The following is a 16,325-nucleotide window of genomic DNA, read 5'->3' as shown; positions in this document are numbered from 1 at the left end:
TATCAACATATCTGGCGTTGACTTTTGGCACGCTGTTGAGTTCTCAAGGAACGGTCGCTTCCTTTGTACTCACCCTCTCGGGCTTTCCTCCGGGCTTCCCTTCGGTGTTTCCAACTCTACCAGGCTTTTTCCGGCCCTCTGACCACCGTCCTGCGGGCATGCAGAAGGCGATCCGAGATAGGATCTGACGAGTTGGGGTGCTGCTCGGGCGATGATGCTCGTTCGCATCGCTCAGCCCGTCGCAGGAGTACGACTGTACACGGAGCCGCAGAGCCGGTGCAAATCCATGGGAGATGTGGTCTAGACCTCTATTCCGATCTCTCGTGCGGAACCGGTACTACCTATGACATACCCTGCTGCTCAGTGCGCCGTCCGGGACAGGCGGGACGGCCCTTTTGATCTCCACCCCTGGGAGGTTTCCCATGACCACCGTGACGTCCCCTCTTGCAGGACGTGCCATCGGACTGGCGGCCGTGCCGGATCCGGTCTTCTCCGGGGCCATGGTCGGCCCGGGTACCGCGATCGACCCCGACCGCGAGGCCTCCGAGGCCGTCGCGCCGGTGGACGGAGTCATCGTTTCGCTGCACCCGCACGCCTTCGTGGTCGTCGACGAGAGCGGGCACGGCGTGCTCACTCACCTCGGCATCGACACCGTGCAGCTGAACGGCGAGGGCTTCGAGCTTCTGGTGAACAAGGGGGACACGGTCACGCGTGGCCAGGCCATCGTGCGCTGGAACCCCGCCGCCGTTGAGGCCGCCGGCAAGTCCCCCGTGTGCCCCGTGGTCGCTCTCGAGGCCACGGCCGAGGCGCTCTCCGAGCTCCGTGAGGACGGCGACCTCAAGACCGGCGACAGCCTCTTCGTCTGGAAGTGACGTCGGCGCCGTCCTGTGACGGCTGGTAGGACAACCACCGCGGCGGCGGGACCCGCCGCACTATCGGAGACGGGTGAGATGGACACAACGCTGCGAGGCGTCGGCGTGAGCCACGGTGTGGCGATCGGCGAGGTTCGGCACATGGGAACGGCGGTGCTCGAACCGCCGGCGAAGCAGATCCCGGCGGAGGAGGCGGAGCGCGAACAGGGGCGTGCCCGCAAGGCCGTGGAGGCTGTGGCTGCCGACCTGATGGCGCGCGGCAATCTGGCGGGGGGCGAGGCCCAGGCCGTGCTCGAGGCCCAGGCCATGATGGCCCAGGACCCCGAGCTGATGGCGGACGTGGACCGTCGTATCGCCGTGGGCAGCACGGCCGAACGCGCGGTGTACGACGCGTTCGCCGCGTACCGGGAGCTGCTGGCCGCAGCGGGCGAGTACCTGGCCGGCCGGGTGGCCGACCTCGACGACGTGCGCAACCGTATCGTCGCCCGGCTGCTCGGGGTGCCGATGCCGGGCGTGCCGGACAGCGACGAGCCGTATGTGCTCGTGGCCCGGGATCTCGCGCCCGCCGACACGGCGCTGCTGGACCCGACGCTGGTCCTCGGCTTCGTCACCGAGGAGGGCGGTCCGACCAGCCACAGCGCGATCCTGGCGCGTGCCCTCGGGGTGCCGGCCGTCGTCGCGCTGCCGGGTGCCGGTGAACTGGCCGAGGGCACGCTGATCGCGGTCGACGGCAGCACCGGTGAGATCTTCGTGAACCCGAGCGAGGAGCGGAAGGCGCAGCTGGAGGCTGCCGCGGCCGAGCGCAAGGCCGCGCTGGCCGCCTCGACCGGTCCGGGCGCCACCGCTGACGGGCACAAGGTGCCGCTGCTCGCCAACATCGGCGGTCCGGCGGATGTGCCCGCCGCGGTGGAGGCCGGTGCCGAGGGTGTCGGGCTCTTCCGTACCGAGTTCCTTTTCCTGGACGACAGCAAGAAGGCACCGTCCGAGAAGAAGCAGGTCGAGTCCTACCGGCAGGTGCTCGAGGCTTTCCCCGAGAGCCGTGTGGTCGTGCGGGTCCTGGACGCGGGAGCGGACAAGCCGCTGGACTTCCTGACGCCGGCCGACGAGCCGAACCCGGCGCTGGGCGTGCGGGGTCTGCGGACGCTGCTCGACCACCCCGAGGTGCTGCGCACCCAGCTGACGGCGCTGGCGAGGGCGGCCGAGGGTCTGCCGGTCTACCTCGAGGTCATGGCGCCGATGGTGGCCGACCGCACCGACGCCAAGGCGTTCGCCGACGCGTGCCGTGAGGCCGGGCTGCGGGCGAAGTTCGGTGCGATGGTGGAGATCCCGTCGGCCGCGCTGCGGGCGCGTTCGATCCTGCAGGAGGTCGAGTTCCTGTCGCTGGGGACGAACGACCTGGCGCAGTACACGTTCGCCGCGGACCGTCAGGTGGGTGCGGTGTCGCGTCTGCAGGACCCGTGGCAGCCGGCGCTGCTCGACCTGGTGGCGCTGTCCGCCGAGGCGGCGAAGGCCGAGGGCAAGAGCTGCGGTGTCTGCGGTGAGGCCGCGTCCGATCCGCTGCTGGCGTGTGTGCTGACCGGTCTGGGTGTCACCTCCCTTTCCATGGGTGCGGCGTCGATTCCTTATGTGCGGGCGACTCTGGCGAAGTACACGCTCGCGCAGTGCGAGCGGGCCGCTGCTGCGGCTCGCGCCGCGGACAGCGCCGAGGAGGCGCGGAACGCGGCTCAGGCAGTGCTGTCCGGCGAGTAGCCGCGCGCATGACGCCTCGTCTGGTGGGAGGGGCGCTCCGCTTTCGGGCGGGGCGCCCCTCCGTGTTGTGGTGGGGCCGCGCTGTGGTGGGCCGGTCCTCAGGGTCGGTGGTGGTGCGGTGTCTCGTCCTCGCCGAGGTCGGGCGGCTCGCAGTAGTCGACGTCGGACTCCGGGGAGACGAGGTCGCCGGACTCGATGTCGGTGCAGTAGGCGTCGAAGACCTCGCCGGCGGTCAGGGGGCGGAGCGTGTTGTTCCGCAGGCGCCATCCGTAGATGCGGTCCGGACTGCCGGGTGCGCTGGTGCGCATGACGAGGCCGCCGGGGCCGCCGGTGGCGAGACCCAGGGCGAGGACGGTGGTGAACTCGAGGGCTTCCGCTTCGTCGAGTTGGGTGGCTCCGTCGTCGTCCTGGTCGGCGTGGAGCACGGCGAGCAGGGTTTCCGGTGGGCCGGAGACGCTGCAGACGAGATGCCGGTTGCCGGGCGGTGCGGTGTCGAGGACGCGCATCAGGAGGGTGGAGGCGCGGGTGAAGGCAGCGCGTCCGATGTCCTCGCCGCAGGAGGCGCAGCTGCCGAGACGGGCCAGCAGGGTGGCGGCGTACTCCCAGGTGGCTTGGCGGATCGCCTCGTCGACGAGGGCGGGGACGAGGTCGGTCAGGGGTTGTCCCTCGTAGGGGATCGTGGGGCCGGTGGTGGCGAGTTCGGCGGTGAAGCGGGTGCGGTGGGACGGGTTGTCGGGGTCGAGGCCGCGCTCGGTGCAGTAGGTGGCGTACTCCTCGGGGTCGAAGAGGGTGACGGTGGTGTGGCCGCCCTGGAGGGCGCGGGCCTTGAGGAGGGCTTCCACCTCGCGCAGGTAGGCGGTGTGGTCGTCGAAGGTGAAGCTGCGGTAGCGCCGCATGGCGCGGAAGTCGTGTTCGTCGGTGAGCAGGCCGATGGTGCCGGCGATCTCGCGGCGAAGGACGCGTCGCATGGTCCGGCGGTCGGTGTGCGCCATGTTTCCCCCTGTGCGCAGTCGATCAGTGCTCACTCACCGTAACCGGGGGCACTGACAACGGGGGTCGGCTGAGTCGGTCGCGGACGAGCCGGTGCTGGATGGCGCAGGTCAGGGCGATGGCGGCGCCGAAGACGGTCCAGCCGAGGGGGCCGATGGCGATGGCTGCGGAGACCGCGAGCGGGCCGGCGCTGCGCTGGGCGGCCTGGGCGAGGCCGTGGACGCCGAGGTAGGCGCCGAGTGCGCTGTCGGGGGCGAGGGCGACGGAGAGTTCCCAGGAGACGGTGGCGTGCAGCTTCTCGGCGACAGTGAAGGCGGCCGCCGCCGTGGTGAGCAGGACGATCGCGGTGAGGGTGGTTCCGGTGGCGGAGAGGGCCATGGTCAGGCCGCCCAGCGCGAAGGCTGCGGAGAGCGGGAGCAGCAGGCGGCGGGCGGCGGCGGTTGTGGTGCCGAACCGGGCCAGGGGGACCTGGAGGGCGACGACCATGACGTTGTTGAGGACGAGGAGGAGGGGGGCCAGTTCGTGGGGGACGTTGGCGGTGTGGGCGATCCACAGGGGCAGGCCGATCTTGAAGACGGCGTCGTCGAGGGAGAGGACGGTCTCGGTGGCGACGTAGCCGAGGTAGGTGCGGTCGCGCCAAGGGCTGAGGGGTGGGGCGGGCGAGGACGGCGTGGCCGACGTGGTGACGGTCCGGTGCGCGGAGGGAGGTTCGGCGCAGCGCAGGGTGAGGAGCGCACACAGCAGGAAGGAGAGGGCGTCGCCGGTGAGCAGGCAGCGGTAGGCGGTGGTGGTGCCGAGGGCGAGGGCGGCTGCGGCGGTGAGGCCGCCCAGCGCCCAGCCGGCGTTGGCGAGGGTGCGGTGCAGGGCCTGGTAGCGGACGCGGTCGGGGCCGGCGATGCGGGTCGCGTAGAGCTTGGTCAGGACGCTCGCGGCGCGGTCGCCGAGGCTGCCGACGGCGGAGAAGAGGAGCAGGAGGGCGAAGCGGTCGGTGGTGAGCAGGGCGAAGGAGGCGATCGCGCGCAGGATCTGGACGGTGACGAGGATCCGGGTGATGGGGAACCGGTCGGCGAGCCGTCCGCCGAGGGGCGAGCCCGCGATGCCGACGGCTCCGGCGGCCGCGGCGAAGGTGCCGATCTGGGCGAGGGACAGGTGGGCGACGTAGGCGAAGTACAGGACGGAGACGGAGGCCCACAGTCCGCTGCCGATGCGGTCGGCGAAGGCGATGAGCAGCATGGTGCGCCCGTCGCGTCCGCCGGGTATGCGTGCCTTTCTCGTGGCTGTCCGGTGCGGTCGGCGCACGGTTCCCCCTTGCGTCCAGTTATGTATTGATACATAATTATTTACGTGGCAACACAATATGGGATCAGTGGTACGACGGCCAAGGGAATTGCCGCGTCCGTGGAGCGGGGCGTCGCCGAGGGGGCGTGGGCGCCGGGCGCGGCGTTGCCTCCGGTGCGGCGGCTGGCGGACGAGCTGGGCGTGAGCCCGGGGACCGTCGCCACGGCGTACAAGGAGCTGCGGCAGCGCGGCATCGTGGTCACCCGGGGCCGGGGCGGGACGGTGGTGGCACCTGCGCCTGCGGTCGCCTCACGTCGGCCGCCGAAGGTGCCGGAGGGCCTGCGCGACCTGGCGGGCGGGCACCCGGACCCCCGGTTTCTGCCCGCTCTGGTGCCGCCCTCCCGGCTCTCCCCCGGCGCCCGTTCGCACCGCTCGACGCCCCGGCTGCCGCACCTCGAGGAGGCCGTGCGCGACTGGCTGCGGCCCGACGGGGTGCCCGTGGAGCACGTGACGTTCGCTCATGGAGCGCTGGATCTGATCGGGCGGCTGTTGTCCGTGGAGCTGCGCCCCGGGGACGCCGTGGCGATGGAGGACCCCGGCTATCACCATCTGCTGGACCTGGTGGCCGCGCTGGGGCTGCGGATCCTTCCGGTGGCGGTGGACGACGAGGGGATGCGCCCGGACGCCCTGCGCGACGCGCTACGCGCGGGCGCGCGCGCCGTGGTGTACAGCCCACGGGCGCAGAATCCGTTCGGGGGCTGTTTCTCGGCGGCGCGCAGGGACCCGCTCGCTGAGCTGTTGCGCGAGGCCGGTGATGTGCTGGTCGTGGAGAACGACCATGCCTCGGCGGTCGCCGACGCTCCGCTGTGGACGCTCACCGCCTCGGGGATCGCGCGCTGGGTGCATGTGCGGACGGTGAGCAAGTTCCTGGGGACGGACCTGCGCTGGGCGGCGGCGGCCTGTGATCCCGTGACGCTGGCCCGGCACGACGGCCGGCTGCTGCTGACGTCGGGGTGGGTGAGCCACCTGTTGCAGGAGACGGTGCACGGGCTCATGACGGACTCCGGCACGCGTGCGTTGGTGTCACGCGCGCGTGGAGCGTACGCACAGCGACGTGAGGCACTGAAGGGCGCGCTCGCCGAGCGGGGTGTCGCGGCGCACGGCGCGAGCGGGATGAACCTGTGGGTCCCCGTCCGTGACGAGTCCGCGGTGGTGAACGGCTTGCGGTCGTACGGCTGGTGGGTTGCGGCCGGCGCCCGGTTCAGGCTGGCGGCGCCCGAGGGGGTGCGGATCTCGGTCGCCGAGCTGGACAGCGCCGACGCGGCGCGGCTGGCCTCGGACTTCGCGGCCGTACTGGGCGAGTCCGAGGCCACCTACGGGGGCTGAGGCGTCAGGAACGCTTGCGGGCCAGGTCCTCGTAGAAGTGCAGCAGGTCGAGGTTGTCGATGGAGCCCGGGTTGACGGCCTTCTCCAGGGACGTGCCCTGCAGAAGGCGCTTGACCGGGACCTCGATGCGTTTGCCGGTGAGGGTGTGCGGGACGCCGGGCACTTCGATGATCTCGTCGGGGACGTGGCGCGGGGACAACTGCTCGCGGATCGTGCGCCTGATCCGGTCGGTGAGCGCGTCGTCGAGCACGGCCCCGGGGGCCAGGTGCACGAACAGGGGCATCCAGTAGCCGCCGTCGGGCTGCTCGACGCCGATGACGAGGGACTCCCGGATCTCCGGCAGGCGCTCGACGGCCTCGTAGATGTCGGCGGAGCCCATGCGCACGCCCTGACGGTTCAGGGTGGAGTCGGAACGGCCGTGGATGATCACCGAGCCGCGGGAGGTGAGGGTGATCCAGTCGCCGTGCCGCCACACGCCGGGGTAGGTGTCGAAGTAGCTGTCGTGGTAGCGGCTGCCGTCGGGGTCGTTCCAGAACTGGATCGGCATCGACGGCATCGGGTTGGTGACGACCAGCTCGCCGACCTCGTCGGTCAGGGGCTTGCCGCTGGGGTCCCAGGACTGCAGGTCGGTGCCCAGGCAGGGGGCCTGGAGCTCGCCGATGTACACCGGGAGGGTCGGCACTGCGCCCGCGAAGCAGGAGCACACGTCCGTGCCGCCGCTGACCGAGGCGATCCACAGGTCGTCGCGCACCTCGTCGTGCAGCCAGCGGAAGCCGTCCGGGGGCAGCGGCGAGCCCGTGGTGGCGACGCACCGCACCCGGGAGAGGTCGAAATCCCGCGCGGGATGCACGCCGGCCTTGCGGCAGGCCATGACGTACGCGGCGGACGTGCCGTAGAGGGTGGCTCCCGTGCGTTCGGCGACCCGCCACTGGGCGCCGGTGTCGGGGTAGCCCGGGCTGCCGTCGTACAGCACGATCGTGGTGCCGGTCAGCAGACCGGAGACGAGGAAGTTCCACATCATCCAGCCGGTCGAGGTGTACCAGAAGAAACGGTCCTCGGGACCGAGGTCGCAGTGCAGGCCGAGCTGCTTGAGGTGCTCGACCAGGATGCCGCCCTGCGACTGGACGATGGCCTTGGGCAGTCCGGTCGTGCCGGAGGAGTACAGGACCCACAGTGGGTGGTCGAAGGGCACCTGCTCGAAGACCGGCTCGGTGTCGGCCGCGGTCAGCGCCGACCACTCCAGCGCGCCCTCGGGAGCCTCCGTGCCCAGCACCGGGATGTGCACCACGGCACGCAGCGTGGGCAGCTCGCGGCGCAGCTCGGCGACGGTCTCGCGGCGGTCGTGCTCCTTGCCGCCGTAGCGGTAGCCGTCGACCGTGAACAGCACGACCGGTTCCACCTGCTGGAAGCGGTCGAGGACACTGCGGGCGCCGAAGTCGGGCGCGCAGGAGGTCCATACGGCGCCGACGGCGGCCGTCGCGAGCAGGGCGACGACGGCCTGCGGGATGTTCGGCAGATAGCCGCTGACGCGGTCTCCGGGGCGTACACCGAGGGCACGCAGCTCGGCGGCCAGGGAGCCGACCTGGCGGCGCAGCTCGCCCCAGGTCACCGGGCGCGTTTCGTGCGTCTCGTCGACGTGGAGCAGCGCCGGGGCGTCGGGGCGGTCGGCGGCGGCGCGCAGGGCGTGCTCGGCGTAGTTGAGGGTCGCGCCGGGGAACCATTGGGCCCCGGGCATGGCGCGGTCGCCGAGCACGCGCGTGTACGGCGTGGAGAACCGTATGTCGAACCACTGGGTGACGGCCGTCCAGAAGGCCTCGAGGTCGTCCACGGACCAGCGCTGCAGCGCCGGGTAACCGCCGTCGGCGGGTGCGCCGTGGTGCTCGGCTGCCCAGGTCTGGAACCTGGTCACCTGGGCCTGGGCGATGCGCTCCGGATCCGGCTGCCAGAGCGGTTGCGGGTTCTCGGTCGTCATGGGGGCGGCTCCCGGGCTGTGCGCGTCGTGTGCGTCCTCCGCGCACGGGCTGGGGTGTGCGCGTGACGCGGCTGGAACGGACGATGCCATGTGATCGTCTTCCGCACCAGGGTTCGCCCCACATAGTTCGTGTCGTGAAGATGTGCTCTGGTCACGGGTGAACGGCAGTTGAACGAGGCACGCGCGTGGAACGGTCAATGGCAGGGTGAGCAGCATGGACGGTCGTGACCTGGTGCGGTCGGTGAAGCTGGTCGGTTCGGTGGGGGCGGCACAGGGATTGCGTACCGTGCGGGCGGCGTGGCGCAGGAGGCGGGCCGACGCCGCCGGGCTGCCGCGGCGCGGGGCCGAGCGGGCACGGGTGCCCGGCACCATCCAGGAGGTGGAGCCCGGGCCCGGTGGCGGCGTCATCCGGTTCGACCGCTCGGAGCTGCGCATTCTCGTCGCGGGCAACGGGGCGGCGTTCTGGGGCTGGGACGGGGCCGGCGCGGAGCCGTCGTACGCCCTGGCGGGGCGCTGCCCGGAGCCCGACCCGAGGGCGTCGCTGGAGCCGGACAAGGACGGTGGCTGGCGTGTGGTGGCAGAGCGGGTCACGGTCGCCGTCTCGCGGCACGGTGCCGTGGAGATCCGTACGCCCGGCGGGGTGACGCTGCGCCGCGAGGATCCCCCCAGGTGGTGGGAGCCGGCCGACGGTGGTCCGGGGCGCTGGATGGTGCGCTCCGAGGTGGCACCGGACGCGCGGTTCTTCGGCCTCGGGGGGCGGGCGAGCGGCCCCCGGCTGCGGAACGGGACGTACCGCCTGTGGAACACCGACCCCGGGCACGCGTTCTCCCCGGGTGACGACCCGCTGTACATCACCATGCCGGTGCAGGTGGTGGTGGCGGACGCGGGGACGCACCTGCTGTTCCACGACAATTCCTGGGACGGGACGGTGACCCTGCGCGAGGGCGACGAAGGGGCCGGTTCCGGACACGATCGGGCCGGGACCAGCGAGCTGCGTATGGAGGGCGGCCCGCTGCGCTGCTGGGTGATGGTGGGCACTCCCGCGCGTGTGCTGCTCGCCTGGGCCTCGCTGACCGGGGCGCCCGCACTCCCGCCGGCATGGGCGCTCGGCCACCAGCACGCGCGCTGGGGCTTCGGCAGCGAGCAGGAGGTGCGGCGGATCGTCGCCGGTTACAAGGAGCGCGGTCTGCCGCTCGACGCGGTCCATCTCGACATCGACCATTTCGACGGTCACCAGGTGTTCACCGTCGACCGGGAGCGCTTTCCGGCGCTGCCGAAGCTCGCCGAGGAACTGCGCCGGGACGGGATCCGTCTGGTCTCGATCGTGGACCCGGCCGTCAAGGCCGCCCCGGGCAACGACGTGTACGACAGTGGCATGGACCTGGACGTGTTCGTGCGGGACGCCTCGGGACAGTTCGTGGAAGGAGTGGTGTGGCCGGGGAACGCGGTGTTCCCGGACTTCACGCACGCGCGCGTGCGCAAGTGGTGGGGCGGGCTGTACGCGGAACGGCTCACGCAGGGCTTCGCGGGCTTCTGGCACGACATGAACGAGCCGACCTCGTTCACCGCGTTCGGCGAGTCGACGCTGCCGCGGTCGGCCCGGCACTGCCTGGAGGGGCGCGGCGGCGACCACCGCGAGGCGCACAACGTCTACGCCCTGTGCATGGCGCGTGCCGCCTACGAGGGACTGCGCGAGCTGTCACCGCGCGAGCGTCCGTTCCTGTTCTCGCGTTCCGGCTGGGCGGGGATGCAGCGGTACGGAGGGACCTGGTCCGGTGACGTCGCCACCGGCTGGCCCGGGCTGCGGGCGTCACTGTCGCTCGTACTGGGGCTCGGCCTGTGCGGGGTGCCGTACTCGGGTCCGGACGTCGGCGGGTTCGACGGCAGCCCGTCACCGGAGCTGTTTCTGCGGTGGTTCCAGCTGGGCGCGTATCTGCCGCTGTTCCGCACGCACGCGAGCATGGACGCGGGGCGCAGGGAGCCCTGGGAGTTCGGGACCGACGTGCTCGAGCACGCGCGTGGGGCGCTCGTCGAACGCCGGCGTCTGCTGCCGTACTTCATGACGCTGGCGCACCTGGCCCGGCGTACCGGCGCTCCGTATGTGCGGCCCCTGTGGTGGGGTGCCCCGGAGGACCGGGCGCTGCGCGGATGCGAGGACGCCTTCCTGCTGGGCGACTGCCTGCTGGTGGCGCCGGTGCTCGACCCGGGGACGGACCGGCGCGCGGTGCAGCTGCCCCGCGGCCGCTGGTACGACACGGCCACGGGACGCGCGTACGAGGGGCCCGGGCGGGTGATGCTCGACGCGCCGCTGTCGCGGATCCCGGTGCTGGCACGCGCGGGTGCCGTGCTGCCGGTGCGCGGTGACGACGGGCGGCCGGCCCTGGAGGTGTGGGCACCGGCGCCGGGCCGTTCCGGGGGCGCGCTCGTGGTGGCGGACGCGGGCGAGGGCTGGGACGAGCCGGAGATCCAGCGGTACGTCACCCGGTGGGAGGGCTCACGCGTGGTCGTGGGGCTTCAGGGCCCGGACGGGCTGCGCGAGCCGTCCCTTCCGGTGCGGGTGCGGGGGCTCGACGGGCGCTGACGAACGGGTGCGCCCGACGCTGCCGCTCAGAGGTAGCGGCCCTCGAACCAGGCCCTTACGGCCGCCGTGTGGAGCGGGAACGCGAGCTGCTCCGGGCGGCGCAGCAGGTGCCAGCCCTGCGTCTCGTCCGTGGCCGCCGACGGCGGAAGGCCGTCGGCGGGGCGCTCGGGCAGCATTCCGAACAGCAACAGGTGGCCGTCGGGGGAGCTCATGGCGTCGACGAGGCGGACGTCGCGGCCGGCCGCGTCGATGCCCGTCTCCTCCTTGAGTTCGCGGACGACGGCCTGCCGCCAGTCCTCACGGTCGTCGACGTACCCGCCGGGCAGGGCGATGCCCCCGCGCGCGGGTTCGACGGTCCGGGTGATCACGACCAGGGCGGTGCCCTGTGTGTCGTACACGGGCTGGAGGGCGATCGCCACGGGCAGGGGGTTGCGGTAGGCGACCGTGCCGCAGGCCGAGCAGGTGCGCGGCCAGTCGGTGACGCCCTCTCCATAGGGCGTGCCGCAGCTCGAACAGTGGGAGCCGGGGCCGGAGTTGGAAGTGGAGCGCGGGATTTCGGACACGCGCGGACTGTATCCGATCGGAGAGGGCGTCGACTTCAGGCGGTTGACTGTGACTTCCTGACCGACCTCAGTCGGTTGACCGTCCGTTCGTGAGCGACTTGGCCGAGACGGGGAAGTCGAAGTAGGTGTCGGGGTAGGGCTCCGGCTTGTAGGTGTAGTGCCACCACTCCTCGGCGAGGTTCACGAAGCCGAGCCTCTCGAGGGTGCTCTTCAGGAGCAGCCGGTTGGCGTGTTGCTCGCCCTGGACCCGCGGATCAAGGGTGTGCGAAAGGGTGTCGAAGCAGTCGAATCCGGTCCCCATGTCGACGGAGTTGTCCGGAAAGCGCTCCTTCTTGGGGGCGTAACAGGGCACGAGAGGTTGTCCGGGCACGTAGGGATGCGCCGGCCGGGCGGGCAGCCGCACGATCGTGAGGTCCATGGTCGAGCCCCGGCTGTGACCGGACTTCTCCGCGATGTACCCGTCCGCGAACAGCCGGGTCTTGTCGACGTCCGGGTAGAACTCGCCCTTCATGCGCTGGTCGTCGAGGTCCTTCGCCCAGCGCACGAAGTGGTCGACGGCGCGCTGCGGCCGGTAGCAGTCGTACACCTTGAGGCTGTAGCCCTCGCGCAGCAGCTTCACCTGCGCCGTGTGGAGCGCCTGGGCGGCGGGCCGCGTGAGGATGCACATCGGCTGCTCGTAGCCGTCGATGCGTTCGCCGACGAAGTTGTGCGGCGTGAAGTAACGGATCTCCTGGATGATCGTCGGGTCCACGGCTCTCAGCGCGACGAAGTCCGCGGGGGCCTTGGGCTCCGTGGACGCCCGGGCCGTGGCGGAGGCGAGGGGCACGGTCAGCAGGGCGGTGAGCGCGGTGATCAGCGCACGCGCCAGACGGGGCAGTCGTGTCATGCCCCTTGCATCTACCAGGTACGCGGGCCGGCCGGCAGCCGATTGCCCGCATCGCCCGCCGCTCCGACGGCGGCGAGCACCGACTCCTACGCTGAGTGATCGCTCGGGAATCCTGCGTGAACGTCTCATGAACTGCGCATGGGTGCGCTCCCGCGCGGCGCCATCATGCTCCCGTGCGCTCCTGGACGGATACTCTCCGCTTCGCTTTCCAACCGGTGGTCAACCTCACCACAGGCGGGGTCGCGGGCCTGGAGATCCTTGCCCGCCCGGAGGCCGGTGACATCCTGGCCGAGGCCCGCCGCAACCCCGAACTGGACGGTCAGGTGGCGGTTGCGGCGTTCCGCGCCGCCGTGTGCAAGGAGACGTTGCTGCCGCTGCAGGTGAACGTCTTCGCCGGGACGCTGGCCGATCTCGGCGGACTGTCCGCGCTGCACGACGCGGTGCGCGAGGCCGGTCGGCTGCCATGGGAGGTGACGGTCGACATCGGCCCGCCCTACACGCACGTGCCGCAGCACGCCCTGCTGGAGGCCGTGAGCGTGCTGCGCCGCCAGGGCTTCCGGATCAGCGCCGACGGGGTCGGGGACGGGGACGTGCCGCTTCGGCTGCTCACGGACCTCTCCCCCGAGCTGGTGAAACTCGACGCGTCCCTGCTGGCACGGCCCGCGGCGGTGCGGGCGATGCGGACGCTGTGCGACGAACTGGGCGCCCTGCTGGCCGTGGAGGGCGTGGAGACCGAGTCCCAGTGCACCGCGGCACTGGCGGCCGGGGCGCAGCTGGCCCAGGGCGAACTGTTCGCGCCGCCCGCGCGACTGCCCGCCGCGGACGTCTACGTTCCGCCCCGCTCCCCCGGCCTCGTCCCCGTGCCCCGCTCGGGGCCGCCGGTCCGGCAGTTCGTCCGCCCGGCCGCGCTGCTGCCCGCCGACGCCTCCGCGGGCCGGGTGCGGGACCTGCTGACCGGGTCGCCCGACGTGTCGGGGATGCTGCTGGTGGACCGGACCGGAGTGCCGGTGCGGTCGGTGCACCGCTCACGGTTCCTGCTGACGATGTCCGGGCGTTACGGCCACGCCCTGTACGCCGACCGTCCGGCGGCCAAGCTCGGGGACCCTCCGCGGACGGTGGGGATCGACGCCACCGCGTGGGAGGTGCTGGACGTCGTGGCGGTCGGCGAGCGCGACCGCACCTCGGACGATGTCGCGGTCGTCGACGGGGTCGGGCGGTGCGTGGGCGTCGTACGCCTCGCGGACCTGGTGCGGGCGCTCGCGGAGAGCCGTGTGGAGGAGGCTGCCGGGCTCAATCCGCTGACCCGGCTGCCGGGGTCGGACGCAATCACCGGCGAGGTGGACCGCCGGATCGCGGGCGGGCGGCCGTTCGCGCTGAGCTGGCTGGACGTCGACCACTTCAAGCAGGTCAACGACGGGGCGGGGTTCGCGGCGGGTGACGAGCTGATCCGCTCGGTGGGCCGGGCGTTGCAGCGGGCCGCGTCCGGGGCCACGCGCGTGGGGCACATCGGCGGGGACGACTTCCTGGTGCTCACCGACCCGGAGGGCCTCGGTGCGCTGGCGGCGGCCGTACTGGACGCACCGTGGGCGGCCGGTGGCCTGCCGGTGACGCTGTCCCTGGCCACGGTGGTGTGCGCGCCGGGGAGCGTCAGCGACCACCGGGAGGCGGCGGCGTCCCTGGCGCCGCTGAAGAAGGCCGCGAAGGCGCTGCGCGGGGCGAGTTGGGTGCTGGGCCGCGCGGGACTGACCGGCCACGAGGTCCTGCGGGGGGCTGAGGGGGCTCCGGTGGCGTCCTGAGGGCTTCACGGGGGTGTCACGGGCCTTCCAGGGGCCTTGAGGGGCTTGAAGCGGGACCTGAGGGGGCTGAGCGCTCCGGAGGCGCCCTGAGGGGTTTTGGGCGGCCGCGACGAGGTCCGGGGGCTTTCCGGGTGGCTCGGCTCTGCAAGGGGGCGTGGAGGGCCGTGGGCGCCGTCCCGAGCGGTGCGCGAGCCCGGGCGAGACGAGCGCCGGCGGCGTTCGTGGGCGAGGTGCCGCGCCGGTCGGTGTGCGTGGGCGATGGACACCGCGGTCGAACGGGCGGTCGATGTCGGTGCGTGAGGGGTCCAACGCATGCCGTCGCCGACCTTGACGCTCCCTGAGCACGGGGGAAGACTTCCCGTTGTCAGCCGACATCGCCGTACATTCTCGGCGAAACCCGCACCGTGCCGTGTGGGCTCTCTGCGTACCAGGCCTGTCTCGGGGCGGGTCGGCTGCGACGGCACGCTCGTCACGGGCGGACGCCGGACGGGGCGCTGCTGGTGCCCCGTCCGCGACCGAAGCCGCCACGGAAAGCGCACCCTGCACGGAGCACCGAGGTTGATCATCGGCCGGATCCGGGAGCCGCCATGAGCAGCGGAGGCGCCGATCGCCGATCGGGGCGACCCTGGAAATTGGCCGCCGGCCCGCCGACGGGAGGAAACGCGCGGGCACTCGTCCACCACCCAGCCTGCTGAGCCGAAGCGCAAGGGGTAGCCATGACGGACAACGCCGACAAGTACGTCGCCGCCATCGACCAGGGCACCACGTCGAGCCGCTGCATCATCTTCAACCACTCCGGCGAGATCGTCGCCGTGGACCAGCGCGAGCACCGCCAGATCTTCCCGAAGCCCGGTTGGGTCGAGCACGACGCCACCGAGATCTGGTCGAAGGTACAGGCGGTGGTCGCCGGGGCGATAGCCAAGGCCGGGCTGCGCGCCAACCAGCTGAGCGCCCTCGGCATCACCAACCAGCGCGAGACGACCGTCCTGTGGGACCGCACCACCGGCAAGCCCGTGCACAACGCCATCGTCTGGCAGGACACGCGCACCGCCGGACTCTGCCGTGAACTGGGCGGATCCGACGGGCAGGACCGCTTCCGCGAGCAGACCGGACTGCCGCTGGCCAGCTACTTCTCCGGCCCCAAGGCCGCCTGGCTGCTCGACAACGTGCCCGACCTCCGGGCTCGCGCCGAGCGCGGGGAGATCGCCTTCGGCACCATCGACTCCTGGCTCATCTGGAACCTCACCGGCGGCACCGACGGCGGACAGCACGTCACCGACGTGACCAACGCCGGGCGGACCATGCTGATGAACCTCGAGACGCTCCAGTGGGACCCCTCCATCCTGTCCGCCATGAACGTGCCGGAGGCGATGCTGCCCGAGATCCGCTCCTCGGCAGAGGTGTACGGCACGGCCATCGGCCAGCTCGGCGGCGTGCCCGTCGCCTCGGCGCTGGGCGACCAGCAGGCGGCCGTGTTCGGGCAGGCCTGCTATGACGTGGGCACCGCGAAGAACACCTACGGCACCGGCAGCTTCCTGCTGCTCAACACCGGTAACCGGCCGGTCGCCTCCAAGAGCGGCCTGCTGACGACCATGGGCTACAAGATCGGGGACGAGGCGCCGGTCTACTGCCTCGAGGGAGCCATCGCGATAACGGGTGCGCTGGTGCAGTGGTTCCGCGACCAGCTCGGCATCATCCGTACGGCTGACGAGATCGAGCCGCTCGCGGCGAGCGTCGAGGACAACGGCGGCGCGTACATCGTGCCCGCCTTCTCCGGGCTGTTCGCACCGTACTGGCGCTCGGACGCGCGCGGTGTCGTCACCGGGCTGACCCGGTACGTGACCAAGGCGCATCTCGCGCGTGCGGTGCTGGAGGCCACGAGCTGGCAGACCCGTGAGGTCGTGGACGCCATGTTCCAGGACTCGGGCGTGGAGATCACCACCCTGAAGGTCGACGGCGGCATGACGAAGAACAACCTGCTCATGCAGCACCAGGCCGACGTGCTCGGGGTGCCGGTGATCCGGCCCAAGGTCTCCGAGACCACCTGCCTGGGCGCGGCCTACGCCGCCGGGCTGGCCACCGGGGTGTGGAACGACCTGGACGAACTGAAGGCCCACTGGCAGGAGGACGCCACGTGGACGCCGTCGATGGAGGAGCCGGTGCGCGAGCGCGAGTACCACAACTGGCGCAAGGCGGTGGAGAAGAGCTTCGGCTGGATGGAGGACGGTGACGACTAGCCACGCGCGTGTGTG

12 protein-coding genes are annotated in these 16,325 nt (G+C 71.8%); 7 read left to right on the top strand and 5 right to left on the bottom strand.

Annotated features, from left to right (window positions below; genetic code table 11):
• From AB0J12_RS17365 to ptsP, 3 genes are all read left to right on the top strand, one after another.
• Positions 1–188 (top strand): hypothetical protein (locus AB0J12_RS17365; RefSeq protein ID WP_363265141.1); only part of this gene is annotated, 188 nt, incomplete at its 5' end.
• Positions 189–422: 234 nt separating this feature from the next.
• Entirely contained in the window at positions 423–872 is a 450-nt protein-coding gene (locus tag AB0J12_RS17360; protein ID WP_363265140.1) for a PTS glucose transporter subunit IIA, read from the top strand.
• A 78-nt stretch (positions 873–950) separates the two neighbouring features.
• A complete protein-coding gene (ptsP, locus tag AB0J12_RS17355) occupies positions 951–2,621 on the top strand; it encodes a phosphoenolpyruvate--protein phosphotransferase (protein ID WP_363265139.1) in 1,671 nt (556 codons plus the stop codon).
• Positions 2,622–2,719: 98 nt separating this feature from the next.
• On the opposite strand, the gene AB0J12_RS17350 is transcribed toward ptsP, so the two are convergent.
• Together AB0J12_RS17350 and AB0J12_RS17345 are read right to left on the bottom strand one after the other, a co-directional pair.
• Positions 2,720–3,613, bottom strand: a complete 894-nt coding sequence (locus AB0J12_RS17350; protein WP_363265138.1) for a hypothetical protein — start codon at positions 3,611–3,613, stop codon at positions 2,720–2,722.
• Positions 3,614–3,635: 22 nt separating this feature from the next.
• Positions 3,636–4,844: an MFS transporter gene (locus AB0J12_RS17345; RefSeq protein ID WP_363265137.1), complete on the bottom strand. Its 1,209-nt coding sequence runs from the start codon at positions 4,842–4,844 to the stop codon at positions 3,636–3,638.
• A 111-nt stretch (positions 4,845–4,955) separates the two neighbouring features.
• On the opposite strand from AB0J12_RS17345, the gene AB0J12_RS17340 reads away from it, so the two are divergent.
• Positions 4,956–6,275 (top strand): aminotransferase class I/II-fold pyridoxal phosphate-dependent enzyme, encoded by a 1,320-nt coding sequence (locus tag AB0J12_RS17340; RefSeq protein WP_363265136.1) that lies wholly within the window; start codon positions 4,956–4,958, stop codon positions 6,273–6,275.
• Between the two features lie 4 nt (positions 6,276–6,279).
• Here the strand turns inward: AB0J12_RS17340 and AB0J12_RS17335 are convergent, their stop codons facing one another.
• A complete protein-coding gene (locus AB0J12_RS17335) occupies positions 6,280–8,247 on the bottom strand; it encodes an acetoacetate--CoA ligase (protein WP_363265135.1) in 1,968 nt (655 codons plus the stop codon).
• Between the two features lie 214 nt (positions 8,248–8,461).
• Between AB0J12_RS17335 and AB0J12_RS17330 the strand changes: the two genes are divergently transcribed.
• Complete coding sequence (locus AB0J12_RS17330) at positions 8,462–10,828, top strand: TIM-barrel domain-containing protein (RefSeq protein WP_363265134.1); 2,367 nt, start codon at positions 8,462–8,464, stop codon at positions 10,826–10,828.
• 26 nt (positions 10,829–10,854) lie between these two features.
• Here AB0J12_RS17330 and AB0J12_RS17325 read toward each other — a convergent pair whose 3' ends face one another.
• Complete coding sequence (locus AB0J12_RS17325) at positions 10,855–11,391, bottom strand: NUDIX domain-containing protein (RefSeq protein WP_363265133.1); 537 nt, start codon at positions 11,389–11,391, stop codon at positions 10,855–10,857.
• 67 nt (positions 11,392–11,458) lie between these two features.
• Positions 11,459–12,277, bottom strand: coding sequence for a M15 family metallopeptidase (locus AB0J12_RS17320; protein WP_363265132.1), 819 nt, complete (start codon positions 12,275–12,277; stop codon positions 11,459–11,461).
• Between the two features lie 173 nt (positions 12,278–12,450).
• Here AB0J12_RS17320 and AB0J12_RS17315 point away from each other — a divergent pair, with 173 nt between their 5' ends.
• A complete protein-coding gene (locus AB0J12_RS17315) occupies positions 12,451–14,073 on the top strand; it encodes a GGDEF domain-containing protein (protein ID WP_363265131.1) in 1,623 nt (540 codons plus the stop codon).
• Between the two features lie 716 nt (positions 14,074–14,789).
• Positions 14,790–16,310: a glycerol kinase GlpK gene (gene glpK / locus AB0J12_RS17310; RefSeq protein WP_363265130.1), complete on the top strand. Its 1,521-nt coding sequence runs from the start codon at positions 14,790–14,792 to the stop codon at positions 16,308–16,310.
• The last annotated feature ends 15 nt before the right edge of the window (positions 16,311–16,325 follow it).

This window comes from Streptomyces sp. NPDC049915 (assembly GCF_040656475.1).
In the GTDB taxonomy this organism is placed as follows: domain Bacteria; phylum Actinomycetota; class Actinomycetes; order Streptomycetales; family Streptomycetaceae; genus Streptomyces.
Note: the sequence above shows the minus strand (reverse complement) of the source record. Positions and strands in the feature narration are given on the sequence as shown.

Excerpts from the sequence above, each read along its gene's own strand:
- AB0J12_RS17360 (WP_363265140.1), top strand. The coding sequence starts at position 423 with ATGACCACCGTGACGTCCCCTCTTGCAGGACGTGCCATCGGACTGGCG.
- ptsP (WP_363265139.1), top strand. The coding sequence starts at position 951 with ATGGACACAACGCTGCGAGGCGTCGGCGTGAGCCACGGTGTGGCGATC.
- AB0J12_RS17350 (WP_363265138.1), bottom strand. The coding sequence starts at position 3,613 with ATGGCGCACACCGACCGCCGGACCATGCGACGCGTCCTTCGCCGCGAG.
- AB0J12_RS17345 (WP_363265137.1), bottom strand. The coding sequence starts at position 4,844 with ATGCTGCTCATCGCCTTCGCCGACCGCATCGGCAGCGGACTGTGGGCC.
- AB0J12_RS17335 (WP_363265135.1), bottom strand. The coding sequence starts at position 8,247 with ATGACGACCGAGAACCCGCAACCGCTCTGGCAGCCGGATCCGGAGCGC.
- AB0J12_RS17330 (WP_363265134.1), top strand. The coding sequence starts at position 8,462 with ATGGACGGTCGTGACCTGGTGCGGTCGGTGAAGCTGGTCGGTTCGGTG.
- AB0J12_RS17320 (WP_363265132.1), bottom strand. The coding sequence starts at position 12,277 with ATGACACGACTGCCCCGTCTGGCGCGTGCGCTGATCACCGCGCTCACC.
- glpK (WP_363265130.1), top strand. The coding sequence starts at position 14,790 with ATGACGGACAACGCCGACAAGTACGTCGCCGCCATCGACCAGGGCACC.